We start from the raw sequence: 25,038 nt of genomic DNA, 5'->3' as shown, positions 1-25,038 counted from the left end.
CGGCGTCACCCCGCGACGACATCTGGTATTGCGGGCACCGCGCCGGTCGGCTCAGTCCCGCCCGAGGGGGGTGGGGCGCAGCCGCGCGATCAGGTCCCGCTCGGCCTCGGTGAACGCGTCCTGCGACTCACACGGCCAGTGCCCGAGGATCGGTGGTGGCACGCTGTCGCTGGGGGCGGGCACCACGTCCGCCGGGTCGACCAGCCGGCGGTCCACCGTCGCCGCCGGCCCGGTCAGTTTCTCCGCCCGCCCGGGCCGGTGGGAGGCGAAGATCCAACCGCCGATCGGGTCGGTGTCGCGCCACAGGTTGAGCCACCGCCAGCCGACCCGCTCGCCGATCTCCCGCAGCGCCGGTTCGTCGGTGTACGCCGGGAACAGCCGGGAGTACAGCCGGCCCAGCGGTGACCCGTAGGTCAGCAGGGCGACCCGGTCGGTGATCCGGGTGGGCAGTTGCAGAATCGCGGCGGCGAGCAGCACCGAGCCGTGGCTGTGTCCCGCCAGCAACACACCATGCCCCTGTTTCACCAGGTAGGAGATCCGCTTGGCCAGCTCCGGCACGGCCCGCTCGGCGTAGCACGGCGGCGCGAACGGGTGCGCCGCCCGGGGCCAGAAGGTGCCCAGATCCCAGAGCACACCCACGTACCGGCGGAACTGCGCCGTCCGGTACGCGAAGATGCCGCCCACCACCAGGCCGAGCAGGATCGCGGCGATCACGTAGCTGCCCGACCCGATCAGGAAGTTGACCATGTCCTCCGGCACGCCGACGTACTGCTGCGCCACGTCGCCGGGCAGGAGCTGGAGCAGGCCGAGCACGCTGGTGGCCAGGCCGAGCGCCGCCAGGCCGGCGTACACCACCGAGAGCGGTTCCAACCGTTCGGTGAAACGGGCCCGGGCCACCGCTTGCTCGACCCGGCGCAGCCGGTCTGCCGCCTGCGGCGGCGCGTGCGGGAAGTCGGCGGCCACGATCGCCCGCGCGGCCCGCCGCCGCCCGCGCCGCGTCACCCTGGTGACCAGGGCGGCTACCAGCAGCGCGGTCACCACCGCGAGGAAGAACCCGAAAATCGCCCACTTGTACGCCAGGGGAGGGCTGGTCTCCAGTCCGTCCGCAGTCGTCCCCTCGCGATCGAGCAGGTCCGCCACCCGGTAGACCAGCTCGGCCGAGAACGCCACGGCGAGCCCGGCCGAGATCGTCATGAAGACCGGCACTCCCAACGCGCGCAGCGGTGACCTGCGCTGCCCGCTACCCCGCCGCCAGATCACCAGCGCGGCGAGCGCGACCACCAGCACGGTCTGGCTGACGAACAGCCAGGCGACGATCGCGCTGTAACCGGGCAGCGCACCACCTTGCGGCCACGGCGCCGGGCTGATGACCACGTGCACGATCACCAGCATCGTCAGGCCGACGGCGATCGTGCGCAGCCCGCGGAAGACGCCGTCCACCCGGGGCGCCGGGCCGGGGCGGTCGATCCTCGGCACCACGGTGACCAGGGCCAGGCAGGCCAACAGCACCGCCCCGGTGGCCGTCAGCAGGGTCATCATCACCCAGGAGGAGTGCTGGCTGGCCCGGGCGGCCAGCAGGCTCCCGTCCAGCGCGGCGAACGCCGTCGCGACGTGGACCGAGCGCAGCCGACCCACCAGTGGCTCTCCGTCCCACTGACCGACGGCGCTCAACTGGTGCTTGGAAGCTGGTGCTCCGACCGAGGTGCGGAACGCGTCGAACGAGTGGCTCGGGCGGGCGGACAGCCACCAGAGGAGCCCGATGGCGGCGACCGGAACGAGCGCCAGGACACCCAGGCGGAGCCCGGTCGGGCGTCCGCCGAGCCAGGACAGCCAGCTCCGGCCGGCCAGGCACGACGGGGTGCCCATGCAGCGCCACGCGATCAGGTCCAGCGCCACCCCGACGATGGAGAGCACGTAGAGCACGGTGAGAGTGAGGGCGAGCACCCGGCACAGCGCCAGGATGGTGTGCTTCGCGCCACGGCTCGCCGGTCGCATCCAGAACGCCACGTTGCAGAGCATGAACGGCAGCAGGAACACCAGCGACAGCGTCCGGACGGCGGTGCCGGACGGCAGGTCGCTCCAGCGGTACGCCTCCAGCGTCAGCCCGTCGGTTCCCGCCGAGTCCGGGTAGCCGGGACGCGGTCGGTAGAACCCCCCGCTGCGGTCTCCGGCGACCTGGTGCACGTGCGGCCGGTCCAACACCTGGTCCGCCCCCGCGCCGGAGACGCCGTGCACCCGCAGCTCCACGATCGGGCCGACCGCAGGCGGTCCGGTCGGTGTCGCGTCCGCCATGGGCCCCCCGGAGGTGTGCGCGGCAACCGGGCGGGTGGCCAAGGGTGCGGCCCCGCGCGGCTCGCCCGGCTTACCCGTCCCGAGCCCGGTCAACCGTGCGGCGGACCTCACGCCCTGGTGCGGTCGACCCGCGGCAGGTGGTTTCATGGCGCCATGGCGAACCCGGTGATCCTGACCGTCGACGACGACCCCGTGGTGTCCCGGGCGGTCGCCCGGGACGTCCGGCGCCGCTACGGCGACCGCTACCGGGTGCTGCGGGCCTCGTCGGGGCCGGAGGCGCTGGACGCGCTGCGGGAGGTCAAGCTGCGCGGCGAACAGGTGGCGCTGCTGCTGGCCGACCATCGGATGCCGGAGATGACCGGCGTGGAGTTCCTCGAGGCGGCCATGGACATCTTCCCGGCCGCCCGCCGGGTGCTCCTCACCGCGTACGCGGACACCGACGCCGCGATCGAGGCGATCAACGTGGTGGACCTGGACCACTACCTGCTCAAGCCGTGGCATCCGCCGGAGGAGAAGCTGTACCCGGTGGTCGACGTGCTGCTGGAGGCGTGGGCGGCCACCCCGGACGCGGCGAGCGCCGAGATCCGGGTCGTCGGGCACCGGTGGTCGTCGCCGTCGTTCAAGGTCCGCGACTTCCTGGCCCGCAACCTGGTGCCGTACCGCTGGTTGCTCTCCGACGACCCGGAGGGTGTCCGGTTGCTCGACGCGGCCGGTGCCACCGAGGCGGACGTACCGCTGGTGGTGACCCCCGAGGGCAAGGCGCTGATCGCCCCCAGCGAGGCCGAGTTGGCCGCGTTGGCCGGTCTGACGGTGGTGCCGGCGTCCGACTTCTACGACCTGGTGGTGATCGGCGGCGGCCCGGCCGGCCTCGGTTCGGCGGTGTACGGGGCGTCGGAGGGGCTGCGTACCGTGCTCGTCGAGCGGCGGGCGACCGGCGGGCAGGCCGGCCAGAGCAGCCGTATCGAGAACTACCTGGGTTTCCCGGACGGCGTCTCCGGAGCGCAGTTGACCGACCGGGCCCGGCGGCAGGCGGTGAAGTTCGGCGCGGAGCTGCTCAGCGCGCGGGAGGTGGTCGGTCTCCGCGAGGCGGGCGGCGCCCGGCTGCTGCGCTTCGGTGACGGCAGCGAGATCGCGGCGCACACCGTGGTGCTGGCGACGGGGGTGTCGTACCGGGTGCTCGACGCCCCCGGGCTGGCCGACTTCACCGGCCGGGGGGTGTTCTACGGTGCCGCCGCCACCGAGGCGCCGAGCTGCGTCGAGCAGGACGTCTACATCGTCGGTGGGGCCAACTCCGCCGGGCAGGCCGCTGTGCACTTCTCCCGGTACGCGTCGAGGGTGCACCTGCTGATCCGTGGCGCGGACCTGACCGCCTCGATGTCGCGGTACCTGATCGACCAGTTGGAACGGATCGACCGGATCACCGTGCACCCGCACACCGCCGTGGTCGGCGGGGCCGGGGAGGGCCACCTGGAGCGGTTGACCCTCTGCGACACCCGCACCGGGGACGCCCGTTCGGTCGACGCCTCGTGGTTGTTCATCTTCATCGGTGCGGAGCCGCGTACCGACTGGCTGGACGGGGTGCTGGTCCGCGATCAGCGTGGCTTCGTCGTCACCGGCCCGGATCTGCTGGCCGGGGGGCGGCGGCCGGCGGGCTGGTCGCTGTCCCGCGACCCGTACCACCTGGAGACCAGCGTGCCGGGCGTGTTCGCCGCCGGCGACGTGCGGGCCGAGTCGGTCAAGCGGGTCGCGTCGGCCGTCGGCGAGGGCGCGATGGCCGTCTCGCTCGTGCACCGCTACCTGGAGGCCCAGTGAGCGCGAGGAGTGAGCCGGTGTTGCGAGCCCCGCAGTCGCGAACAGAGGAGGCCCAGTGAGCGCGAGGAGTGAGCCGGTGTTGCGAGCCCCGCAGTCGCGAACAGAGGAGGCCCAGTGAGCGCGAGGAGTGAGCCGGTGTTGCGAGCCCCGCAGTCGCGAACAGAGGAGGCCCAGTGACCATTCAGTCTGATCGGCTGACACCTGCGCAGCTGCGTACCCTGTTCCTGTTCGAGGCTCTCGACGACGCGCAGCTCGACTGGCTGGCCGAGCATGGTCGGGTCGAGCAGCGGGCCGGGGGGACTCTCGTGTACGCCGAGGGCGAGCCGGCGACCTGCTTCTTCGTGTTGGTGCGCGGGGCGGTGGCGTTGAGTCGTCTGGTGCACGGCGACGACGTGGAGGTCAGCCGGACCGAGCAGCGCGGGGTGTACGGCGGGGCTACCCAGGCGTACCTGGGTGACCAGGTGGACCAGATCTACCGCAACAGCCTGCGGGCGGTGACCGACGCCGACTTCTTCGTGCTCCCGGCGGAGGATTTCGCGGATGCCCTGCGGTCGTGGTTCCCGATGCCCATGCACCTGTTGGAGGGGCTGTTCTTCGGGATGCGGGATTCGCAGGCCATCGTCGGTGAACGGGAGCGGCTACTGGCCCTCGGCTCGCTGTCGGCGGGGCTGACCCATGAGCTGAACAATCCGGCTGCGGCGGCGGTGCGGGCGACGTCGGTGCTGCGGGACCGGGTTGCCGGGATGCGCCACAAGCTCGCGATGGTCGCCGACGGTCGGCTCGACGGCAGCGCTCTGCACGGCCTCGTCGCGTTGCAGGAGGAGGCCGTCGCCCGGGTCGCCACCGCGCCGAAGTTGACCCCGGTTGCCACCGCCGACGCGGAGGACACCCTGACCGACTGGTTGGAGGAACACGGGGTCGAGGGCGCCTGGGACCTGGCGCCGATCCTGGTCGGTGGCGGGCTCGACACGGCCTGGTTGGCGCAGGTGAAGGCAGCGGTCGGCCCGGCCGACCTGGAGGCGGCGGTGCGGTGGCTCACGTACACCGTCGACACCGAACTCTTGATGCGGGAGATTGGCGACGCGGTGACCCGGATTTCGGGCCTGGTGGGCGCCGCCAAGCAGTACTCGCAGCTGGACCGCGCGCCGCACCGGGTGGTGGACGTGCACGACCTGCTCGACGCCACGCTGGTGATGTTCAAGGGGAAGATCCCCGCCGAGGTCAAGCTGGTTCGCGAGTACGACCGTGGCCTTCCGCCGGTGCCGGCGTACGCGGCCGAGCTGAACCAGGTGTGGACCAACCTGATCGACAACGCGTTGGGCGCGATGGGTGAGAAGGGGGTGTTGACCGTCCGCACCGGACTCGTCGGCGACCAGCTGGCGGTGGAGATCACCGACACCGGTCCGGGTATCCCGCCGGAGGTGCGGCCGCGCATCTTCGAACCGTTCTTCACCACCAAGCCGGTCGGCGCGGGCACCGGGTTGGGCCTGGACATCTCGTACCGGATCGTGGTGCACAAGCACCACGGCGACATCCGGGTGGAGACCGAGCCGGGGCGGACCACCTTCCGGGTGTTGCTGCCGGTGGCGGAGGGTGCGCCGGACGACGCGCAGGCTACCTAGAGACAGCGGGTGCTCGCCGGCAGTGGTCCCGGGCGGCGTCGTTGTTCGAGCCGCAGGCCAGTGGCTACCTGACCGGCACCGACGACGCGCTGCCCCCCGACGCACGACCAGACGCGCCCACCGCCGCCGCTCGGCCTGACGGCGCTGCCGTACCCCGCGCCCAGCGCACCCCCGCCATGCCACGCCACGCCGCCACGCACCGCGCCCCGCACGGTCGTGCTCGAACCAGGAAGTAGTGGCCTCGGCGTCCGCGCGATGCCACTACAACAATGATCGAGCACGACCGTGCGCGGTCGTGTCAGTGAAGCGTGTGTTCGGGGTCGCTGGCGGCCGGGCCGGGGCAGGCTCTCAGGTGCGGCGAAGTGTCGCGTGGGGTCAGGCAGGGCTGTCGGGGTTGAGGAAGTCGGCCAGCACCCGGGTGTGGGTGGAGAACGCCAGCTCGACCGGGTCGGTGAGCACCAACCACTCGGTCGCCTCCTCGGTCGGCGCCGACGCGGGCAGGTCCTCGGCCCGCTGCTCGGGCAGCACCCCGAAGACCATCATGGTGCCGCCCGCCGGGGCGCCGTGCACCGCGAACAGTCGGGCGTCCTCGGCCGCCGCGACCAGGCCGGTCTCCTCCCGCAGCTCACGGACGAGTGCGTCGGACCACTCCTCGCCGTACTCGATGAAGCCGCCGGGCAGCGCGAGCAGGCCGCGGGCCGGCTCGATGTCCCGGCGGACCACCACCACGCCCAGGCCCTCGGCTGTGCGGACCGGCAGCACCGCGACCGCCACCGGGAGCGGGTTACGCCAGACGGTCTGGCCGCAGGCCGCACAGACCCGGGGCCAGCCGGCGGCCGGCGGGTAGGCGGCGCCACAGGAGGAGCAGTGCGAGTACGGCGTGCCGGTCATGCCGCAGCACGCTACTCCGATCGCCGGCCCGCCTGTCGCGCCGCCGCCAGCGCCCAGGCCCAGCCCTCGCGGCCCCGGGTCCCGGCCCTCGCGGCCCCATTTCCGCGCTCCGGGGCCGGCGGCTCCAGGCCTTCGGACTCAGGCCTCCGGTGTGCCGGTGTAGAAGGCGGTGGTGCGTTCGGCGGCGGCCTTCGCCTCGTCGGCGTCGGTGCCGGCGTCGATGCTCGCCTCGCACCACAGCTGGCTGCTCAGCTCCATGGCCCGTCGTCCCTCGGCGGAGACGGCCCACTCGGCGGCCTGGTCCGGGGTGATCCCGCTGCCGTCGCCGGCCAGGTACGAGGCGAGGCCGAGTAGCCCGAGGTCCCAGCCGACGCCGACCGCACCCGGCCCGAACTGGGCCCACCGGTCCTGGTCGACGTGCGCGATGTGGTCCAGGTCGAGGCGGGTCTGCTCGCCGTCGACCGGGGTGAGGCGCACCTCGATCCAGCTCACCTCGCCGCCCATCTCCCAGGTGGCGGTGAAGCGGCGCGGCGGCTCGCAGCTCTCGACGGTGCCGCCGGCGTTGCCCTGGAGCTGGTAGCTGCCGCCCAGCCGCAGGTCGCCGGAGATCGGCAGGAACCAGCGTGGAATGCGCTCGGCGTTGGTGCAGGCGTCCCACAGATCCTCGATCGCTGCCTGGTAGGTCTGGCTGATCGTGGTGACCCGCGCCTCGCCGGCCTCCAGGGCGCGGCTGCCGACCGTGCGCCGGACGGCGTTGATCTGCTCGGTGGCGTCGAACATCAGGTGTTCCTCTCGTCGGGTGGGTCGGCGGGCCCGCGCAGCCGACGCTCGCGTCGACCCCGGGCCAGCTCGGTGGCGAGTGCCGCCAGGGGTGGGGTCCAGAACCGGCGGAAGTGCTCCAGCCAGCCGTCGACCTCGCGCAGGGGGCGGGGGTCGACCGCGTACAGCCGCCGGGTGCCCTCCGGCCGCACCGTGGCGAAGCCGTTGTCCCGTAGCACCTTGAGGTGCTGGGACACGGCGGGTTGGGAGATGCCGAACTCGTCGCGGATGACAGTGCTGACCGCACCGGCGGTCTGCTCGCCACCGGCGAGCAGCTCCAGGATGCGGCGCCGGACCGGATCGCCCAGCACGTCGAAGGCGTGCACGACGACAGTTGTATCACCACCGGCTTATTTAAGCCAAGTTTGATACTCCGATGAGTTTGTCGAGCCGGATCGGCAGCTCCCGGATCCGTACGCCGGTCGCGTGGTGCACCGCGTTGGCGACCGCCGCGGCGGCGCCGACGATGCCGATCTCACCGATGCCCTTCACCCCGGCCGGGTTCAGCTCGTCGTCGCGCTCGTCGAGCCAGTACGCCTCGATGGACTCCACGTCCGCGCAGCCGGTGATGTGGTACGTGGCCAGGTCGTGGTTGACCCAGTCGCCGTACCGCTCGTCGAGCAGCCCCTCCTCGTGCAGCGCCATCGACAGCCCCATCGTCATCCCGCCGATGAGCTGGCTGCGCGCCGTCGTCGGGTTCACCACCCGCCCGGCGGCGAACACACCGAGCATCCGGTTCACGCGTACCTCGCCGGTGTCCGCGTCCACCCGCACCTCGACGAAGTGCGCCCCGTACGCGTACCGGGGGAGCGTGGGTTGCCCGCCCACCTCCTCGGTGGTGTCGGCCTCGGCGGTCACCTCTCCGGTCGGCGGCGCGCGGTCGGGCAGCTTCTCGCGCAGCGCCTGCGCGGCGCGGATCACCGCCCAGCTCCAGCTGGCGGTCCCCATCGAGCCGCCGGCCAGCGGCGCCGTCGGCAGCGCGCTGTCCCCGATCCGGATCTCCACCCGCTCCGGCGACACGCCGAGCGCGTCGGCGGCCACCTGCCAGATCGCCGTCCGGGCGCCGGTGCCGATGTCGGTGGCGTTGATCCGGACCAGGAAACTCCCGTCGGTTCGGGCGGTGGCCGTCGCCGTGGACGGCCGGGCCCGCGCCGGGTAGCTCGAACCGGCCACCCCCGTGCCGATCAGCCAGCGCCCGTCGCGCCGGGCGCGGGGCGTCGGGTCCCGGTCGGTCCAGCCGAAGCGCCGGGCACCCTCGCGTAGGCAGTTCACCAGGTTGCGGCTGGTGAACGGCCGCCCCTGGTCGGGGTCGACAGCGGTGTCGTTGCGGATGCGCAGCTCCACCGGGTCGATGCCGACGGCGACGGCCAGCTCGTCCATGGCGGACTCCAGCGCGTACGCGCCGGGGCACTCGCCGGGGGCGCGCATCCAGAACGGCGTGGGCACGTCGAGGCGGGCCACCCGGTGCGTGGTGCGGCGGTGCGGCGCGGCGTACATGCTGCGGGTGTAGACGGCGGTCTGCTCGGCGAACTCCCGCACGGTCGAGGTCTGGCTGATCGCGTCGTGGCAGATCGCGGTGAGCCGACCGTCGGTGTCGGCGGCGAGGCGGACGCGCTGGATGGTGGGGGTGCGGTACCCGACCGGGCCGAACAGCTGTTGCCGGGTCAGCGCCAGCTTGACCGGCCGGTCCACGTGCCGGGCGGCGAGGGCGGCCAGCACCACCGACGCCTTGGCGTACCCCTTGCTGCCGAAGCCGCCGCCGATGTGCTCGGCGATCACCCGGATCGACTCCGGCGGCAGCTCGAACAGCTCGGCGAGGGTGGCGCGCACCGGTGTCGCGCCCTGGGTGGAATCGTGCACCACCAGCCGCCCGTCGTGCCACTGCGCCGTGGTGGCGTGCGGCTCCATCGGGCTGTTGTGGTACGCCGGCGTCCGGTACGTGACGTCCACCCGCACCGGGGCGGCCGCGTACCCGGCGTCGAAGTCGCCCTCGGTGGTGTCCGTCGGATAGCTGGGGTTGACCTGGTCCGGCCTGTACAGGCCGGGATGGTCGGCGGTGAGTACGGTGCTGTGCGGACCGGCGTCGTAGTCGATCCGGACCAACCGGGCACCCTCGCGGGCCGCCTCCAGGCTGGTGGCCACCACCACGGCGACGTACTGCCCCCGGTAGTGCACCGCAGGCTCCTGCAACAGCCACAGCTCCGGCTGTGGGCCGGGCGCCATCCGGGGCGCGTTGCCGTGGTGCACCACAGCCAGCACCCCGGGCGACGCCAACGCTTCCGTCGGGTCGACCCGGGTGATCCGGCCCCGCACCACCGCCGCCGGCACCGCCCAGCCGTAGGTGACCCCGTCGACCGGGTACTCCACCGCGTAGCGGGCCGTGCCGGTGACCTTCGCGGGGCCCTCCAACCGGGGGTACGTCCGCCCGACCGCCCCGGCGCTCATGCCGACGCCAGTTCGGTGAGCGCCCGCACGGTGATGGCCCGGGTCAGCGGCAGCTTGAAGCCGTTGTGCCGCAGCGGTCGCGCCTCGGCCAGCTCCGCGTCGGCGGCCCGGGCGGCCAACTCGGGGCTGAACGGACGACCGCGCAGCTCCTCCTCGGCCCGGTACGCCCGCCACGGCCGGTGTGCCACCGCCCCGTACGCCAACCGCACGTCCCGGACGGTGTCGCCGTCGAGGTCCAGCACCGCGGCCACCGAGCCGGCGGCGAAGGCGAACGAGGCCCGGTCGCGCACCTTCAGGTACGTCGAGCGGCGCGCGGCCGGCAGCGGCGGCAACCGGACGGCGGTGATCAGCGCGCCCCGGGTCAGTGTGGTCTCGCGGTCCGGGTGGATGCCGGGGGAGCGGTACAGGGCGGTGAGCGGGATGTCGCGGGAGCCGTCGACCTCGTGCACCTGCACCACCGCGTCGAGGGCGGCCAGTGCGACGGCCAGGTCGGACGGGTGGGTGGCGACGCACTGCTCGGACCAGTCCAGCACCGCCAGGTCGCGGTTCTGCCCGTGCAGGGCGGCGCAACCGCTGCCCGGCTCCCGCTTGTTGCACGCCTTGCCGGTGTCCTGGAAGTAGACGCAGCGGGTGCGCTGCAACAGGTTGCCGCCGGTGGTGGCCATGTTGCGCAGCTGCCCGGAGGCGGCGGCGAGCAGGGCGCGGGCCAGCACCGGGTAGTCCCGGCGCACCGCCGGGTGGGCGGCGAGGTCGCTGTTGCGGACCGTCGCGCCGATCCGCAGCCCGCCGTCGGGCAGCTGTTCGACCGCGTCCAGCGGGAGCCGGGTCACGTCCACCAGCACCTCGGGGCGTTGCACCCCGAGTTTCATCAGGTCCACCAGGTTGGTCCCGCCGCCCAGGTACGCGGCGCTCGGTTCGGCGGTCAGCACGGCGACCGCGTCGGCCACGTCGGCCGGCCGGTGGTAGCGGAACGCCTTCACGTCGCCGCCGTCTCGCGCACGGCCGCGACGATGTGCGGGTACGCGGCACAGCGGCACAGGTTGCCGGCCATCCGCTCGCGGATCTCCGCGTCGGTCAACTCGGCGGTCGCGTCCAGGTCGTCGGTGACCGCGCTGGGCCACCCCTTGGCCACCTCGTCGAGCATGCCCAGGGCGGAGCAGAGTTGCCCGGGGGTGCAGTAGCCGCACTGGAACGCGTCGTGCGCGACGAACGCGGCCTGCAACGGGGACAGCCCGTCCGGCCCGGCCAGCCCTTCGACGGTGACCACCGACCGGCCGTCCAGGGTGACCGCGAAGACCAGACAGCTCTTCACCCGGCGGCCGTCGAGCAGGACGGTGCAGGAGCCGCACTGGCCGTGGTCGCAGCCCTTCTTCGCCCCGGTCAGGCCGAGGTGCTCGCGCAACGTGTCGAGCAGGGTGGTGCGGTTGTCCAGCGTCACCTCGTGTGGCGAGCTGTTCACCTCGAACGTCACCCGGGACGAGTGCCGCTCCTCGGTCGTGGTGTTCTCTCCTCCGCCCTGCACCGGCCCAGACTAGCCTTACCGGTACATGGGGTGACGAATTATGCCAATCCGATCGTACGAAGGTGGTGTGGGTTGACCGCCGGGCTGTTGCTGGCGGCCGGTGCCGGGCGACGGTACGGCCGCCCGAAGGCGCTGGTCGAGCTGGACGGTGAGCCGTTGGTGCGGCGCGGGGTCCGGCTGCTCGGCGACGGCGGCTGCGCACCTGTGCACGTGGTACTCGGCGCGGGCGCCGACCAGGTGCCCGAGCTGCCCGGTGCGGTGCCGGTGCGCCACGACCGCTGGTCCGACGGGCTGGGCTCGTCGTTGCGCCTCGGCCTGGCCTCGCTGCCCGCCGACGTGTCGGCCGCGGTAGTGGTCCTCGTCGACCAGCCGCTGCTCAGCCCGGTCGCGGTCCGGCGGGTGCGCGAGGCGTACGCCGGTGAGGCGTTCGTCGTGGTCGCCACCTACGGTGGACGGCCGGGCCACCCGATCCTGCTGGCCCGGCAGACCTGGCCGCTGCTGGACCGGTACGCCGTGGGCGACAGTGGTGCCCGCGACCTGCTGCGCGAGCGGCCGGACCTGGTGGTCGAGGTGCCCTGCGACGACGTCGGCACACCCGCCGACGTGGACATCCCGGCCGACCTGCGCGCAGTCAGTGACGCGTCAGCCACCGAGGCAGTCCCCGGCTGGTCACCGCGTGATAGGCGATCATCACGATGACGGCGATCAGGCCCAGCAACGGGTTGACGAACCAGCCGAGCAGGCCGCCGAGCCCGTACAGGACGAGGCCGGTCACCGGTCGCAGCCGCTGCGCCCGCACGTACCCCGGGCTGACCCGGTGTTCGAGCAGCGCCGGGTGGCGGTGCAGGTAGCCGAAGAACACCAGCCAGGGCGCCGACATCAACGCCGCGGACAGCGCGTACAGGGCGACCGCCGCGCGCTGGTCGTCGATGTCGCCCCGGGTGAACGCGGACGCCAGCACCGCGGTGGGGAAGGGAATGATCACCGCTCCGAAGAGGACGCCGAGGTTGATCCAGCTCAACGCGAGGGTGGTCCGGCGGATCAGCCGCAGCAGCGCGTGGTGGTTGAGCCACAGCACCCCGATGTAGACGAAGGACACCACGAAGGCGAGGTACGAGGCCCCCTCGTGCAGCAGGCCGGTCAGCAGTTCACCCTCGTGGTATTCCGGCACCCGCAGGTCGATGACGAGCAGCGTGATGACGATGGCGAAGACGCCGTCGCTGAAGGCCGTCATCCGCTCGGTGCCGGATACCCGCCCGGTCGGGTCGGGCTGCTCGATCTCGTCGCGTGCTGCGGACATTGCCGCAGGCTAGCCACTCGGCGCGGCGGTCGGTGGCGGTTTCGTCCGACCGGGACACGAACGGCCGCCCAGGGTCACCCCCGGACGGCCGTCACACTGCCCGCCGCTCAGGCCACCGGCGTGGCGGTGCCGGTCGCCCGGGCGGCTCGCTGGTGGGCGCGGATCACCTCGGCGTAGCGCAGGCCGCTCGCCTTCATCGTCCGCCGCTGGGTGGCGTAGTCGACGTGCACCAGCCCGAAGCGCTTGTCGTAGCCGTACGCCCACTCGAAGTTGTCCAACAGCGACCAGACGAAGTAACCGTCCAGCGGCACGCCCCGGGCCACCGCCGAGGCGCACGCCGCCAGGTGTTGTTCCAGGTGGTCGGTGCGCTCCTTGTCCTCCACGGTGCCGTCCGCGGTGACCTCGTCCGGCCACGCCGACCCGCTCTCGGTGACGATGATCCGGCCCGGCCGGTACTCCTCGTGCACGTCGACCAGCAGCCGCTCCAGGCCCGCCGGGTACACCTCCCAACCCATCGCGGTCTCCACCGAGCCGGGGACCGGCACCTGCCGGGCGTACGGCGCCGGACCGGTCGGGTCGTCGACCACCAACTGCCGGAAGTAGTAGTTCACCCCGAGGAAGTCGGTCGGCGTGGCGATCACCGTCAGGTCGTCGCCGCGCACCGGTGGCTCGACGCCGTAGGTGGCGATCATGTCGGCGGGGTATCCGCGCCCGTGGATCGGGTCCAGCCACCACCGGTTGACGTGCCCGTCGGCCCGGTGGGCCGCCGCGACGTCCTCCGGCCGGTCGGTCGCCGCCTCGATCGGGCTGAGGTTGAGCACCAGGCCCACCGAGGCCGCACGGGCGGCGTTGGCCCGGATCGCCTGGGTGGCCAGGCCGTGCCCGAGCAGTACGTGGTGCGAGGCGTGCACCGCGCGGGTCAGGTCCCGCTCACCGGGGGCCATGTTCCCCTCCAGGTGCCCGATCCAGCACACGCAGAGCGGCTCGTTGACAGTGCACCAGTCGGCCACCCGGTCACCGAGGCGGGCGGCCACCACCGCCGCGTAGTCGGCGAACGCCTCGGCGGTCGCGCGCTCCGGCCACCCGCCCCGGTCCTGCAGGACCTGCGGCAGATCCCAGTGGTACAGCGTGACGAACGGCCGGATCCCGTCGGCGAGCAGCGTGTCGACGAGCCGGTCGTAGAAGTCCAGCCCGGCGGGGTTGACCCGACCGACGCCGTCGGGCATCACCCGGGGCCAGGCCACCGAGAAACGGTACGCGTCCACGCCGAGCCGGCGCAGCAACCCCAGGTCCTCCGGCCACCGGTGGTAGTGGTCGCAGGCCACCGCGCCGGTGTCGCCGTTGTCGACGTTGCCGGGGGTCGCCGAGAAGGTGTCCCAGATGGACGGCGCCCGGCCGTCGACGTCGACGGCCCCCTCGATCTGGTACGCCGCCGTGGCGACACCCCAGAGGAAGTCGGGTGGCAGCTTGGACAGGTCGGGCACGGGATGGTTCTCCTCTGGGATCGGATGACTCACTTGACCGCGCCGGCGGTGAGGCCGGCGACGAAGTACCGCTGCAGGGCCAGGAACCCGACGACGACCGGGATGCTGACCACCAGCGAGGCGGCCATGATCTGGTTCCAGTAGACGTTGAACTGGGTGGAGTAGCCCTGCAGGCCGACGGCCAGGGTGCGGCTGCTCTCGTCGGTCATCACCGACGCGAACAGCACCTCACCCCAGGCGGTCATGAACGCGTACACGGTGACCGCGACGACGCCGGGCACGGCGGCCGGCAGGATGACCTGGAACAGGGTGCGCAGCGGCCCCGCGCCGTCGACCTGCGCCGCCTCGTCCAACCCCCGGGGGATCGAGTCGAAGTAACCGACCAGCATCCAGATCGAGAACGGCAACGAGAACGTCAGGTACGTGATCACCAGGCCGGTGCGGCTGGCGTACAGCTCGATGCCGGTGGCGTTGCCCAGGTTGACGTAGATGAGGAACAGCGGCAGCAGGAACAGGATGCCGGGGAACATCTGGGTGGACAGCACGGTCACCGTGAAGACGCCCCGGCCACGGAACCGGTACCGGCTCACCGCGAACGCGGCGAAGATGGCGATCGCCACCGAGCAGACCGCCGCGATGCTCGACACCACCAGGCTGTTCACCAGGTACCGGGCCAGCGGCACGGTGCTCCACATGTCGACGAACGGTTGCAGGGTGGGCCGGCTGGGCCACCAGGTGAAGCCGTTCTGCACGTCCTGCAACGGCTTCGCGGCGGAGGTGACCATCACGTAGAGCGGGATGACGACGAAGAGGGTGAGCAGGGTCAGCACGATGCGCCGGCCCCAGCGTTCACCGGCGGTCTCACGCATGGTCGTCCCTCCGACGGTTGGTGATCAGCAGGTACGCGGCCGAGACGATCATCAGGAACAGCAGCAGTGCCACGGACATCGCCGAGCCGGAGCCGAAGTCCCAGGTCTTGAAGGAGCTGCGGTAGATGTGGATGGAGATCAGGTCGGCCTGCTCCGGCGCGGAACCGCCGAAGAGCACGAACGGGGTGTTGAAGTCGTTGAACGTCCACAGGAACAGCACCAGCAGCAGCACCAGGTTCACCGGCCGCAGCATGGGCAGGGTGACCGAGCGCAGCCGACGCCAGAACCCGGCGCCGTCGATCGCGGCGGCCTCGTACAGCTCGCCGGGCACGTTCTGCAGGCCGGCCATCAGGCACAGGAACGCGAACGGCCAGTTGCGCCAGACCGAAACCACCAGCAGCGACCAGAAGCTGTTGTCGCCGATCAGCCAGAACGGCCGCTCGCCCAGCAGCCCGAGCTGGTCGACGAGGACGTGGTTGACCAGGCCGGTGTCACGTTGCAGCAGGAAACTCCAGGTGATCACCGCGGCGTAGACCGGCAGGGCGTACGGGGTGAGGAACAGCGCCCGCAGGATCGCCCTTCCCCGGAAGGGTCGCTGCAGCACGACTGCGGCGGAGACGCCGAGCAGCCAGGCGAAACCGACCGAGAGGACGCTGTAGGCCAGGGTGATCCAGAACGAGTGCAGCAGTTCCTTGCCGGCGGCGCTGTTCAGGTCGAGCGTCGCCCGGTAGTTCTCCCATCCCACGAAGGGGGCGGTGGACCAGTCGCGGATGTGGAACTGGGTCAGCTCCAGCATGCTCATCCAGACGCCGACCACCATCGGGATCACGTGGATGGCGAGTTCCAGCACGATGGCCGGGGCGAGCAGCAGATACGGCAGGAGCGAGCGGCGCGGGCCGCGGGGCCGGCGGTCCGGCTTCCGTGCCGGTGACCCGGCCCGGGGTTCGCGCCGGTCGGCGTCCGGCGCGGTGGTGCTGGTTGCCATCGGGGTCCTCTCGGAGGCGGTGGCCGTGGTCGGGCTCAGCACCCGACCACGGCCACCGGTGACGCCTGGGTCAGCGCATCTTCTGCTGCGCGTCGGTCAGCTTCGCCTTCACCGAGGCCTCGGTGACCGGCTTGCCGCTGGCCGCGTCCGCGAACAGCTCCTTCATCGCGGTGCCGACCAGGGTCTCGAAGGTGCTCTCCTCGGGCACCTGCGGCAGCGGTGCCGCCGTGGTGACCAGGGTCTCCTGGATGGTCTTCTGCTCCGGGGCGCTGAACGCCGGGTCGGAGCCGGCGGTCTTCACCGCCGGCAGCGAGCCGTACGTCTTGTTGAGGATCGTCTGCTCCTCGTCGCTGGTCATGAACTTGACGAAGCTCAGCGCGCCGTCCTTGTTCTTGGTGTGCTTGAAGACCGCCATGTTGATCCCGGCGACCATGCTGTTGACCTTCTTGCCACCGGCCGGCGGGTTCGCCAGGAACGGCACCGGGGCCACCCCGTACGCGTCGGCCGGCATGTTCTGCGTCTTCAGGTTCGAGCCGGCGGACTGCCAGAGCAGCATGGCGGCCTTGCCGTTGGCGAAGTCGGAGACCGACTGGTTCTGCGCGTACTCGGCGTTGCTCGGGTTGGTGATCTTGTCGGCGGCCATGAAGTCGATGTACCGCTTGATCGCCGACACGTTCTGCGGGGTGTCGAAGGTCGGCTTGCCGGCCGAGTCGAACCACTCACCGCCGTACTGCTGGCTGAAGGTGAAGGCGTGGTGCGCGTTCTCCGACGGGTTGGCCCCCTCGATCGCCAGGCCCCACTTGCCGCCGGTGCTCAGCTTCTTGCCGTACTCGGCGAGTTGCTCCCAGGTGGTCGGCGGTGCGGTGATGCCGGCGTCGGCGAACGACTTCTTGTTGTAGTACAGGCTGTACGCCATGCTGTACAGCGGCACGGCGGCCGGCGGCTTGCCGGGCGCGCCGGCGGCGGCGAGCGCGGCCGGCACGATCCGGTCCTTGCCGCCCACGGCCTGCAGGGTGGCGTCGTCGAACTCGACGAGAGCGCCGGTGGCCTGCAACGAGGCCGACCAGGTGTTGCCGATGTTGACCACGTCCGGGCCCTTGCCGGAGGTGGCGGCCGCGAGCAGGCGGTTGAGCAGGTCCGACCAGGGGACCACCTCGACGGTGACCTTGATCCCGGTCTGCTTCTCGAACTTGTCCAGCTCCGGCTGGAGGATGGTCTTGTCGGCCTCCAGGCTGGCGCCCTGGTTGCTGGCCCAGTAGGTCAGCGTCTTGGGGGATGAGGCGGAGTCGTCGCCGGAGCCGCCGCAGGCGGTCAGCGATGCGGCGGCCAGTACGGCGGCGGTGAATATCCCGAGGTGTCGTCTCGACACGGTCAGCCCTTCCGGTGCGTGGTGGGGTCCGCCGACCGCCGTCGCCGATAGGGGTCGGGCGACGGGTGGACGGCTGCGGACAGGGTTCGGGGGTGCGCCGTCGGGGGTCCGTCGGCGTTTCCCGGGAGTTACATCACGGCTTAATTTATGTCGTCATTAAAGTTGTTGGCCGGTGGGTCGTCAAGCACGAGGCGGTTACAGTCGCCTCGAACGGCCGACGGGAACGAGGTGACGAGTGGAGCTGGCGCGTGCCACCAACCGCAGCGTGCGGCTGCGCAACAGGTCCGCCCTGCTGACCAAGCTCTTCCTCGACGGTCCGCTCACCCGGCAGGACCTGGTGCGCAGCACCGGGCTGAGCCAGCCGGCGGTCAGCAACGTGGTGGCCGACCTGATCGACGAAGGGCTGGTCGCCGAGGCCGGCGCCGCCGAGTCCGACGGCGGTCGGCCCAGCATGCTGCTGCGGATCGCGCCCCGCTTCGCCTTCCTGGTCGGCGTGGACGTCGGCGAGACCCGGGTCCGGGTGGAGCTGTTCGACTTCGCGATGACCCTGCTGGCCAGCGTCGAGTACCCGCTCGACCCGGCGCGTACCGAGCCGGATCTGGTGGCCGGGCACGTGCTGGCCGGGATCGACGCGGTGACCGGCCGGGCCGGGGTGGCCCCCGCCGACGTGCTGGGCGTCGGCATCGGCGTCTCCGGCGTGGTCGAGCAGGGCATCGAGGCAGTCGTGCACGCCCAGGCCCTCGGCTGGGACCGGGTGCCGCTGGAGCGCCTGATCGCGGCCGGCACCGACCTGCCGCTGCACATCGACAACGGTGCCAAGACCCTCGGCCAGGCCGAGATGTGGTTCGGTGCCGGCCGGGGCGCCCGGCACGCCGTCTTCGCGCTGGTCGGCTCCGGCGTGGGCGCGTCGGTGGTGACCAACGGCGCCACCTACCGGGGAGCGTCCAGCAGCGCGGGGGAGTGGGGGCACACCACCCTGGTGTACGGCGGCCGGGCCTGCCGGTGCGGCGCGCGCGGCTGCCTGGAGGCGTACGTGGGCGCGGAGGCGATCATCGATCGCTACCGGGAGGCCCGCCGGGGTCGACCGGTGCCGGGCGAGGACGAGGAGTCCCAGATCGCCGCCCTGGTCGCCGCCGCCGACACCTCGGCCACCGCGCGACGGGTCCTCGACGACACCGCCGGCTACCTCGGGGCCGGAGTGGCCAACCTGATCAACCTGTTCAACCCGGAGCGGGTGGTGCTCGGCGGCTGGGCGGCGATGGCGTTGGGCGACCTGCTGCCGGCCGTGCGCGAGGCCGCCGGTCGGCAGGCGCTACGCCAGCCGTACGAACAGGCGTCGATCGAGCTGTGCCGGCTCGGCGTGGACGCCGTGGCGCTCGGCGCGGCCACCCTCCCGATCGCCCGCTTCCTCACCGAGGGTGGCGTGCGGCGCTGAGCGCGGACGACGGCGCGGCCGGCGGCAAATTACACAAAGTTGAGCTCTCGGGATAAATAACGAAGTTATAGATCGATGTCTTGACGCCGTCGCAATCTCGCCGCAACACTCACACGAAAGCGCTCTCCGACCCGCGACGCCGCATCGGCGGAACCACCCACGGCGCCACGGGCGAGCCGATCCCAACCGCGCGGCACCCCCCGTACCCCCCTATCGACAGGCGATGTCATGACATCTCGTGCTACATCCGTACGCCCGCGTCCCCGGGCAGTCCGGCACCTGCTGGTCGGGCTCACCGTGGCCCTGGTCGCGGCGCTCACCCCGGCCGTGGCCAGCGCCCCCGCGCAGGCCGCACCCACCCTGCTCTCCCAGGGGCGGCCCGCCACCGCCTCGTCCACCGAGAACGCCGGCACCCCGGCCGCCGCCGCAGTGGACGGCAACACCGGCACCCGCTGGGCCAGCGCGTTCAGCGACCCGCAGTGGCTCCAGGTCGACCTGGGCAGCCGCGCCACCATCACCCAGGTCAACCTGCTCTGGGAGGGCGCCTACGGACGCGCGTTCCAGCTCCAGACCTCCGACGACGGGGCCACCTGGACCACGATCTACTCGACCACCACCGGCACCGGCGGCACCCAGAACCTCACCGTCACCGGCGCCGGCCGCTACGTACGGATGAACGGCACCGCCCGCGGCACCGGCTACGGTTACTCGCTCTGGGAGTTCCAGGTCTACGGCGAGACCGGTGGCACCACGCCGACCTGCGGCAGCACCAACGTGGCCCAGGGCAGCCCGGCGACCGCCTCGTCCACCCAGGACGCCGGCCTCGCGGCGTCCGCCGCCGTGGACGGCAACCCCGGCACCCGGTGGGCCAGCGCCGCCAGCGACCCGCAGTGGCTGCGCGTCGACCTCGGCAGCACCCGCACCATCTGCCGGGTGGTCCTCACCTGGGAGGCCGCGTACGCCCGGGCCTTCCAGGTCCAGACCTCGGCCGACGGTGCCACCTGGACCAGCATCTACTCGACCACCACCGGCACCGGCGGCACGCAGACCCTCAACGTCAGCGGCAGCGGCCGATACCTGCGGGTGTACGGCACCGCCCGGGGCACCGCCTACGGCTACTCGCTGTGGGAGCTGGCGGTGAACACCACCGGCGGCACCAGCGAGCCTCCGGTCGACACGACCGACCCGCGCAACCCCAACCTGGGCCCGAACACGTTCGTCTTCGACCCGAGCACGCCCACGTCGACCATTCAGAGCCGACTCGACACCCTCTTCACCCAGCAGGAGACCAACCAGTTCGGCCCGCAGCGCTACGCGGTGCTGTTCAAGCCCGGCACCTACACCGCCGACGTCAACCTCGGCTTCTTCACCCAGGTCGCCGGCCTCGGCATGAGCCCCGACGACGTCAACCTCAACGGCCACGTCCGCGCCGAGGCGTTCTGGTTCGGCGGCAACGCGACCCAGAACTTCTGGCGGGCCGCCGAGAACCTCTCCGTCACCCTGCCCGCCGGGCAGACCGTGGAGCGGTGGGCGGTGTCACAGGCCGCCCCGTACCGGCGGATGCACCTGCGCGGCGCGCAGAACCAGATCCAGCTCTGGAACGGCGGCGACGGCTGGTCCAGCGGCGGCCTGCTGGCCGACACCCGCATCGACGGGCTGGTCGTCTCCGGCTCGCAGCAGCAGTGGTACTCCCGCAACAGCGAGTTCGGCAACGGCTGGACCGGCTCGGTGTGGAACATGGTGTTCCAGGGCGTCAACGGCGCCCCGCCGCCGAGCTTCCCCAACCCGTCGCACACGGTCATCGCGCAGACCCCGCAGGTGCGGGAGAAGCCGTTCCTCTACGTCGACGGCACCGGTGAGTACCGGGTCTTCGTGCCCGCCCTGCGCACCAACTCCACCGGCACCAGCTGGTACAACAAGACCCCGGCCGGCTCGTCCATCTCACTGTCGCAGTTCTACATCGTCCAGCCGGGCACCAGCGCCGCCACCATCAACGCGGCCCTCGCCCAGGGCCGGCACCTGCTCTTCACCCCGGGCGTGCACCACGTCACCGAGCCGATCCAGGTCAACCGGGCCGACACGGTGGTCCTCGGCCTCGGCCTGGCCACCATCCAGGCCGACAACGGCAGCGTCGGAATGCGGGTGGCCGATGTGGACGGCGTCAAGGTGGCCGGCCTGATGTTCGAGGCTGGTACGACCAACTCGCCGGTGCTCATGGAGGTCGGGCCGTCCGGCTCGTCCGCGAGCCACGCCTCGAACCCGACCTCGCTGCACGACGTGTTCTTCCGCATCGGCGGGCCACACGTCGGCAAGGCCACCAACTCGCTGACTGTCAACAGCGACAACGTGATCGGCGACCACATGTGGCTGTGGCGGGCCGACCACGCCGCCAGCGGCGTGCCGACCGGGTGGACGCTGAACACCGCCGACACCGGGCTGACCGTCAACGGCGACAACGTCACCATGTACGGCCTCTTCGTCGAGCACTACCAGAAGTACCAGACCATCTGGAACGGCAACGGCGGCCGGACGTACTTCTACCAGAACGAGCTGCCGTACGACCCGCCCAACCAGGCCGCCTGGATGAACGGGTCGACCCGGGGCTACGCCGCGTACAAGGTCGCCGACTCGGTGACCAGTCACCAGGCGTGGGGGTTGGGCAGCTACAGCTACTTCAACGTGAACCCGGCAGTGGTCGAGGAACGGTCCTTCGAGGTACCCAACAACCCGAACGTGCGCTTCACGAACATGGTCACCGTCTCGCTCGGTGGCGTCGGCACCATCAACCGGGTGATCAACAACGCCGGTGGCACCGCGAACGCGGCCAACCAGCAGGTGTACCTGACCACCTACCCCTGACCGGGGCACCCGCGCCGGCCCGGTCGTCTCATCGGACCGGGTCGGCCGGGTGACACCCAGGGCCGAGGCCGGCCCGGTCCCGCCGAGACCGGGCCGGCCACGGTCGTGCCGCCCCCCGACCAGCACCTCAGCCGGCCAGAACCTCAGCCGGCCAGCACCTCGGCCGCCGCCCGCTCGCCGGCCCGCACCGCGCCCTCCAGGTAGCCCGTCCAACGGGTCGCCGTCTCGGTACCCGCCCAGTGCACCCGGCCCACCGGTGCCCGCAGGTGCGGGCCGTACGCGCCCCAGGCCCCCGGGGTGAGCGCACCGGAGAAACAGCCGCGCGTCCACTCCTCGGCCGACCAGTCGTACTCGACGAGGTCGACGGGGTCGCCGGCGCGTGGCCCGACCACCGTGGCGAACGCGTCCAGCAGGCACCGCCGACGCCGCTCGGGAGACATCTCGCGCAGCACGGCCGCGTCCGAGGCGTAACTGAACCCGGTCAACACCCCGAGCGGGGAGGTCGGGGTGGAGTTGTCGACCGTCTCGGTGAGTGGACCACTGGTGCTGGTGGACACCCCGGAGAACCCGTCGGCCCGCCAGAACGGCTCCGGGTAGACGGCGTGCACCTTCAGCGCCGAGCCCATCGGCATCCGCTGGGTCAACCCGTCGCGCAAGGCAGGCAGCGGCGGGGCGTACCTGATCCGTCCCGCCAGAGCCGGGGCCAGCGCGACCACCAGGGCGTCGCCGTTCACGCGCCCGGTGTCGGTCCACACCGTCACCCCGTCGACGTTCTGTTCCACGGACCGCACCGGCGCGGCCAGCGTCAGCGCCCCCGGCGGCAGGGCGGCGGCCATCCGTTCGGCCAGCGCCGGTGGCCCGCCCACGATCCGGTCCTGCTGCGCGCCGCCCGCCATCGCCAGCAGGGGTCCGGTCCCACCGGCGCTGCGCAGGTAGAACAGCAGGTGCAACAACGACACCTCGTCCGCGCCGGTGGCCAGCAACCCGCCGGCGAGCAGCCGCCCCAGGTAGTCGGCGGTGTCGTCGTCCCCGGCCGTGGCGCGCAGCCAGCCGCCGAGGATCGTCCGGTCCCACTGCGCGGCCTCCGCTGCCTGCCAGGGCGCGGCCGGGTCCAATCGGGCGGCGTACTCGTCGAGCAGGCTGAGCACCCGGGCGGCCCGCGCCGGCGGCTCGGCCCGCCGCTGACCGGCCCAGAGCACGCTTGGCGCGCCGAGCGCCGCCGACGCGAAGGTGGCCAGCCCGTGCTCGGCGACCAGCGCGTACATCCGGTCCTGCGTCGGGCCGATCCACTGCGCGCCCAGGTCGAGCTGGGTGACGTCGGGCAGCCAGCGGGTCAACACCCGACCACCCACCCGGTCACGGGCCTCCAGCAAGCGCACCTCGGCGCCGGCACGGGTGAGCGCCAGCGCGGCGGCGAGCCCGGAGAAACCGGCGCCGACCACGACCACCCGCAAGCCGTCGGCCACACCGGGGTCTACCCACAACCGCCGTAGGCATGACTGCCGGCTCGGTCGCGGCGCCGGCGGACCGTACCCCTGTCCTTAGTCCTTTGCTCTGCACCCACCGAGGCGACATCCGGGACGGACGCACCGTCGCATCCGTGGGTGCACAGCAAAGGACGTGCCAACAGCGGGGCCGGGCCGGCCGCCGAGAATTTTCTGCCGGCCTGTCGATCCGGGCGGCGGCCGATCGTGTGGAGGATGAGAGGTCGGTGCCAGGCCGACCGCCCGCGAGGAGGAACGATGACGTTGTACCTGCTCAGCCTTCACCAGCCACAGGGTGAGCTGCCACCGGACCCGGAGTTCCTGGACGGGGTGATGCGCCAGCTCGCCGATTTCCGCGACGAGTTGGCGTCGACCGGGTCGTGGGTGTTCGGGCACGGTCTGCACGGCCCGGAGACCGCCACCGTGCTGCGTGCGCGCGAGGGCGGCGAGGTCCTGGTCACCGACGGGCCGTTCGTCGAGGGCAAGGAGTACCTGGGCGGCATCACCATCATCGACGTGCCGGACCTGGACGCCGCCCTGGACTGGGGCCGCCGCTACGCGCTGGCCACCACGCTGCCGATCGAGGTCCGGCCCTTCCACGACGGGGCCGGAGCCTGACGGTGCCAGACGTCGAGGCGGTGTTCCGCGCAGAGTACGGGCGCGCGGTCGCCGTCCTGGTACGCCTCCTCGGCGACATCGACCTCGCCGAGGAGGCCGTCCAGGAGGCCTTCGTCATCGCGGTAGCGCGGTGGCCGACGACCGGCCCGCCACCCAGCCCAGCGGGTTGGATCATCACCACTGCCCGGAACCGGGCGTTCGATCGGCTGCGCCGCGAGACGTCCCGCGCTGATCGGCATGCCCAGGCGGCCCTGCTGTTCGCCGCCGATGCCACCGTCGAGGAGGGCCCGGTGCGCGACGACCGGCTACGGCTGATCTTCACCTGCTGTCATCCGGCGCTCGCCCCGACCGCCCGGGTCGCCCTCACCCTGCGCCTGCTCGGCGGACTGCGCACCGCCGAGATCGCCCGAGCCTTCCTGGTGCCGGAGTCGACCATGGCGCAGCGGCTGGTCCGCGCCAAGTCGAAGATCCGCCACGCCCGGATCCCGTACCGGATACCGCGCGACGCCGACCTGCCCGACCGGCTGCACGCCGTGCTCGCGGTGCTCTACCTGATCTTCAACGAGGGGCACACGGCCAGCACCGGACGGCACCTGTTCCGCGCCGAGCTGTGCCTCGAGGCGATCCGGCTGACCCGCCTGCTCGTCGAATTGATGCCGGACGAACCCGAGGCGCTCGGGCTGCTCGCGCTGATGCTGCTCACCGAGTCGCGCCGTGCCGCGCGGACCACCGCCGACGGCGACCTCGTTCCGCTGCCCCGGCAGGACCGCGGCAGGTGGGACGCCCAGCTGATCGCCGAAGGGCAGGTGCTGGTCCGGCGCTGCCTGCGCCGCGACCGACCCGGGCCGTACCAGATCCAGGCCGCGATCGCCGCCGTGCGCAGCGCCGCACCGCGCGCCGCCGACACCGACTGGCATCAGATCCTTGCGCTGTACGACCACCTGACAGCCATCGCGCCCAGTTCGGTGGTGGCGCTGAACCGGGCCGTCGCGCTCGCCGAGGTGGCCGGGCCGGCGGTGGCGCTGGCCGAGGTGGACCGTCTCGACCTGGACGGCTACCACGTGCACCACGCGGTGCGCGCCGACCTGCTGGCCCGGCTCGGCCGGGAGGCGGAAGCGGTCGACGCGTACCGGACAGCCGTCGCGTTGACGGACAACGAGGCCGAACGGGCCTTCCTCGTCGCACGCGCCACGGCCCTCGCGGGCTGACCGCGCGTTTGCCGCGGCGCCGGG

20 protein-coding genes are annotated in these 25,038 nt (G+C 72.2%); 7 read left to right on the top strand and 13 right to left on the bottom strand.

Going from position 1 to position 25,038, the window contains the following annotated elements; translation table 11 throughout:
- Nucleotides 1–51: 51 nt before the first annotated feature.
- Nucleotides 52–2,292, bottom strand: a complete 2,241-nt coding sequence (locus O7614_RS18955; RefSeq protein WP_278139797.1) for a hypothetical protein — start codon at nt 2,290–2,292, stop codon at nt 52–54.
- 153 nt (nt 2,293–2,445) lie between these two features.
- Between O7614_RS18955 and O7614_RS18950 the strand changes: the two genes are divergently transcribed.
- Together O7614_RS18950 and O7614_RS18945 are read left to right on the top strand one after the other, a co-directional pair.
- Nucleotides 2,446–4,104 carry an FAD-dependent oxidoreductase gene (locus O7614_RS18950; RefSeq protein ID WP_278139796.1) on the top strand — a complete coding sequence of 553 codons (1,659 nt, stop codon included), beginning with the start codon at nt 2,446–2,448 and terminating at the stop codon, nt 4,102–4,104.
- A 173-nt stretch (nt 4,105–4,277) separates the two neighbouring features.
- Entirely contained in the window at nt 4,278–5,726 is a 1,449-nt protein-coding gene (locus O7614_RS18945; RefSeq protein WP_278139795.1) for an ATP-binding protein, read from the top strand.
- A gap of 375 nt (nt 5,727–6,101) precedes the next feature.
- Here the strand turns inward: O7614_RS18945 and O7614_RS18940 are convergent, their stop codons facing one another.
- The 6 genes from O7614_RS18940 to O7614_RS18915 form a co-directional block, all read right to left on the bottom strand.
- Nucleotides 6,102–6,617: an NUDIX domain-containing protein gene (locus O7614_RS18940; RefSeq protein WP_278139794.1), complete on the bottom strand. Its 516-nt coding sequence runs from the start codon at nt 6,615–6,617 to the stop codon at nt 6,102–6,104.
- A gap of 138 nt (nt 6,618–6,755) precedes the next feature.
- On the bottom strand, nt 6,756–7,397 hold the full coding sequence (locus O7614_RS18935) for an SRPBCC family protein (protein WP_278139793.1): 642 nt from the start codon (nt 7,395–7,397) through the stop codon (nt 6,756–6,758).
- Nucleotides 7,397–7,762 (bottom strand): metalloregulator ArsR/SmtB family transcription factor, encoded by a 366-nt coding sequence (locus O7614_RS18930; RefSeq protein ID WP_278139792.1) that lies wholly within the window; start codon nt 7,760–7,762, stop codon nt 7,397–7,399. Before O7614_RS18930 ends, O7614_RS18935 begins: the two co-directional genes overlap by 1 nt.
- A 28-nt stretch (nt 7,763–7,790) precedes the next feature.
- Nucleotides 7,791–9,881, bottom strand: coding sequence for a xanthine dehydrogenase family protein molybdopterin-binding subunit (locus O7614_RS18925; RefSeq protein ID WP_278139791.1), 2,091 nt, complete (start codon nt 9,879–9,881; stop codon nt 7,791–7,793).
- Nucleotides 9,878–10,861, bottom strand: a complete 984-nt coding sequence (locus O7614_RS18920) for a xanthine dehydrogenase family protein subunit M (RefSeq protein WP_278139790.1) — start codon at nt 10,859–10,861, stop codon at nt 9,878–9,880. Before O7614_RS18920 ends, O7614_RS18925 begins: the two co-directional genes overlap by 4 nt.
- Nucleotides 10,858–11,352, bottom strand: coding sequence for a 2Fe-2S iron-sulfur cluster-binding protein (locus O7614_RS18915; protein ID WP_278142305.1), 495 nt, complete (start codon nt 11,350–11,352; stop codon nt 10,858–10,860). Before O7614_RS18915 ends, O7614_RS18920 begins: the two co-directional genes overlap by 4 nt.
- A 123-nt stretch (nt 11,353–11,475) precedes the next feature.
- Between O7614_RS18915 and O7614_RS18910 the strand changes: the two genes are divergently transcribed.
- Nucleotides 11,476–12,102, top strand: coding sequence for a nucleotidyltransferase family protein (locus tag O7614_RS18910; RefSeq protein ID WP_278139789.1), 627 nt, complete (start codon nt 11,476–11,478; stop codon nt 12,100–12,102).
- Here the strand turns inward: O7614_RS18910 and O7614_RS18905 are convergent.
- The 5 genes from O7614_RS18905 to O7614_RS18885 all read right to left on the bottom strand — a co-directional run bounded on the left by O7614_RS18905 (nt 12,035) and on the right by O7614_RS18885 (nt 17,410).
- Nucleotides 12,035–12,703 (bottom strand): TMEM175 family protein, encoded by a 669-nt coding sequence (locus O7614_RS18905; RefSeq protein WP_278139788.1) that lies wholly within the window; start codon nt 12,701–12,703, stop codon nt 12,035–12,037. The two genes, O7614_RS18910 and O7614_RS18905, sit on opposite strands and share 68 nt — an antisense overlap.
- A gap of 107 nt (nt 12,704–12,810) precedes the next feature.
- Entirely contained in the window at nt 12,811–14,187 is a 1,377-nt protein-coding gene (locus O7614_RS18900; protein WP_278139787.1) for a GH1 family beta-glucosidase, read from the bottom strand.
- A 29-nt stretch (nt 14,188–14,216) separates the two neighbouring features.
- Nucleotides 14,217–15,056, bottom strand: coding sequence for a carbohydrate ABC transporter permease (locus O7614_RS18895; protein WP_278139786.1), 840 nt, complete (start codon nt 15,054–15,056; stop codon nt 14,217–14,219).
- Nucleotides 15,049–16,041 carry a sugar ABC transporter permease gene (locus tag O7614_RS18890; protein WP_278139785.1) on the bottom strand — a complete coding sequence of 331 codons (993 nt, stop codon included), beginning with the start codon at nt 16,039–16,041 and terminating at the stop codon, nt 15,049–15,051. Before O7614_RS18890 ends, O7614_RS18895 begins: the two co-directional genes overlap by 8 nt.
- A gap of 70 nt (nt 16,042–16,111) precedes the next feature.
- Entirely contained in the window at nt 16,112–17,410 is a 1,299-nt protein-coding gene (locus O7614_RS18885) for a sugar ABC transporter substrate-binding protein (RefSeq protein ID WP_278139784.1), read from the bottom strand.
- Nucleotides 17,411–17,645: 235 nt separating this feature from the next.
- Here O7614_RS18885 and O7614_RS18880 point away from each other — a divergent pair, with 235 nt between their 5' ends.
- Both O7614_RS18880 and O7614_RS18875 read left to right on the top strand, forming a co-directional pair.
- The gene (locus O7614_RS18880) at nt 17,646–18,845 is read left to right on the top strand and encodes an ROK family transcriptional regulator (RefSeq protein ID WP_278139783.1); all 1,200 of its coding nucleotides are present in this window, start codon (nt 17,646–17,648) and stop codon (nt 18,843–18,845) included.
- Between the two features lie 228 nt (nt 18,846–19,073).
- On the top strand, nt 19,074–21,704 hold the full coding sequence (locus tag O7614_RS18875) for a discoidin domain-containing protein (RefSeq protein WP_278139782.1): 2,631 nt from the start codon (nt 19,074–19,076) through the stop codon (nt 21,702–21,704).
- Between the two features lie 143 nt (nt 21,705–21,847).
- Here O7614_RS18875 and O7614_RS18870 read toward each other — a convergent pair whose 3' ends face one another.
- Nucleotides 21,848–23,170, bottom strand: coding sequence for an FAD-dependent oxidoreductase (locus tag O7614_RS18870; protein ID WP_278139781.1), 1,323 nt, complete (start codon nt 23,168–23,170; stop codon nt 21,848–21,850).
- A 276-nt stretch (nt 23,171–23,446) separates the two neighbouring features.
- Between O7614_RS18870 and O7614_RS18865 the strand changes: the two genes are divergently transcribed.
- A complete protein-coding gene (locus O7614_RS18865; protein ID WP_278139780.1) occupies nt 23,447–23,806 on the top strand; it encodes a YciI family protein in 360 nt (119 codons plus the stop codon).
- A 2-nt stretch (nt 23,807–23,808) separates the two neighbouring features.
- On the top strand, nt 23,809–25,014 hold the full coding sequence (locus O7614_RS18860) for a sigma-70 family RNA polymerase sigma factor (protein WP_278139779.1): 1,206 nt from the start codon (nt 23,809–23,811) through the stop codon (nt 25,012–25,014).
- Nucleotides 25,015–25,038 lie beyond the last annotated feature (24 nt).

The sequence above is a fragment of the Micromonospora sp. WMMD961 genome, assembly GCF_029626145.1.
Taxonomy (GTDB): Bacteria; Actinomycetota; Actinomycetes; order Mycobacteriales; family Micromonosporaceae; genus Micromonospora.
The sequence above is the reverse complement of the archived record's forward strand: the minus strand, read 5'-3'. Positions and strand labels throughout refer to the sequence as shown.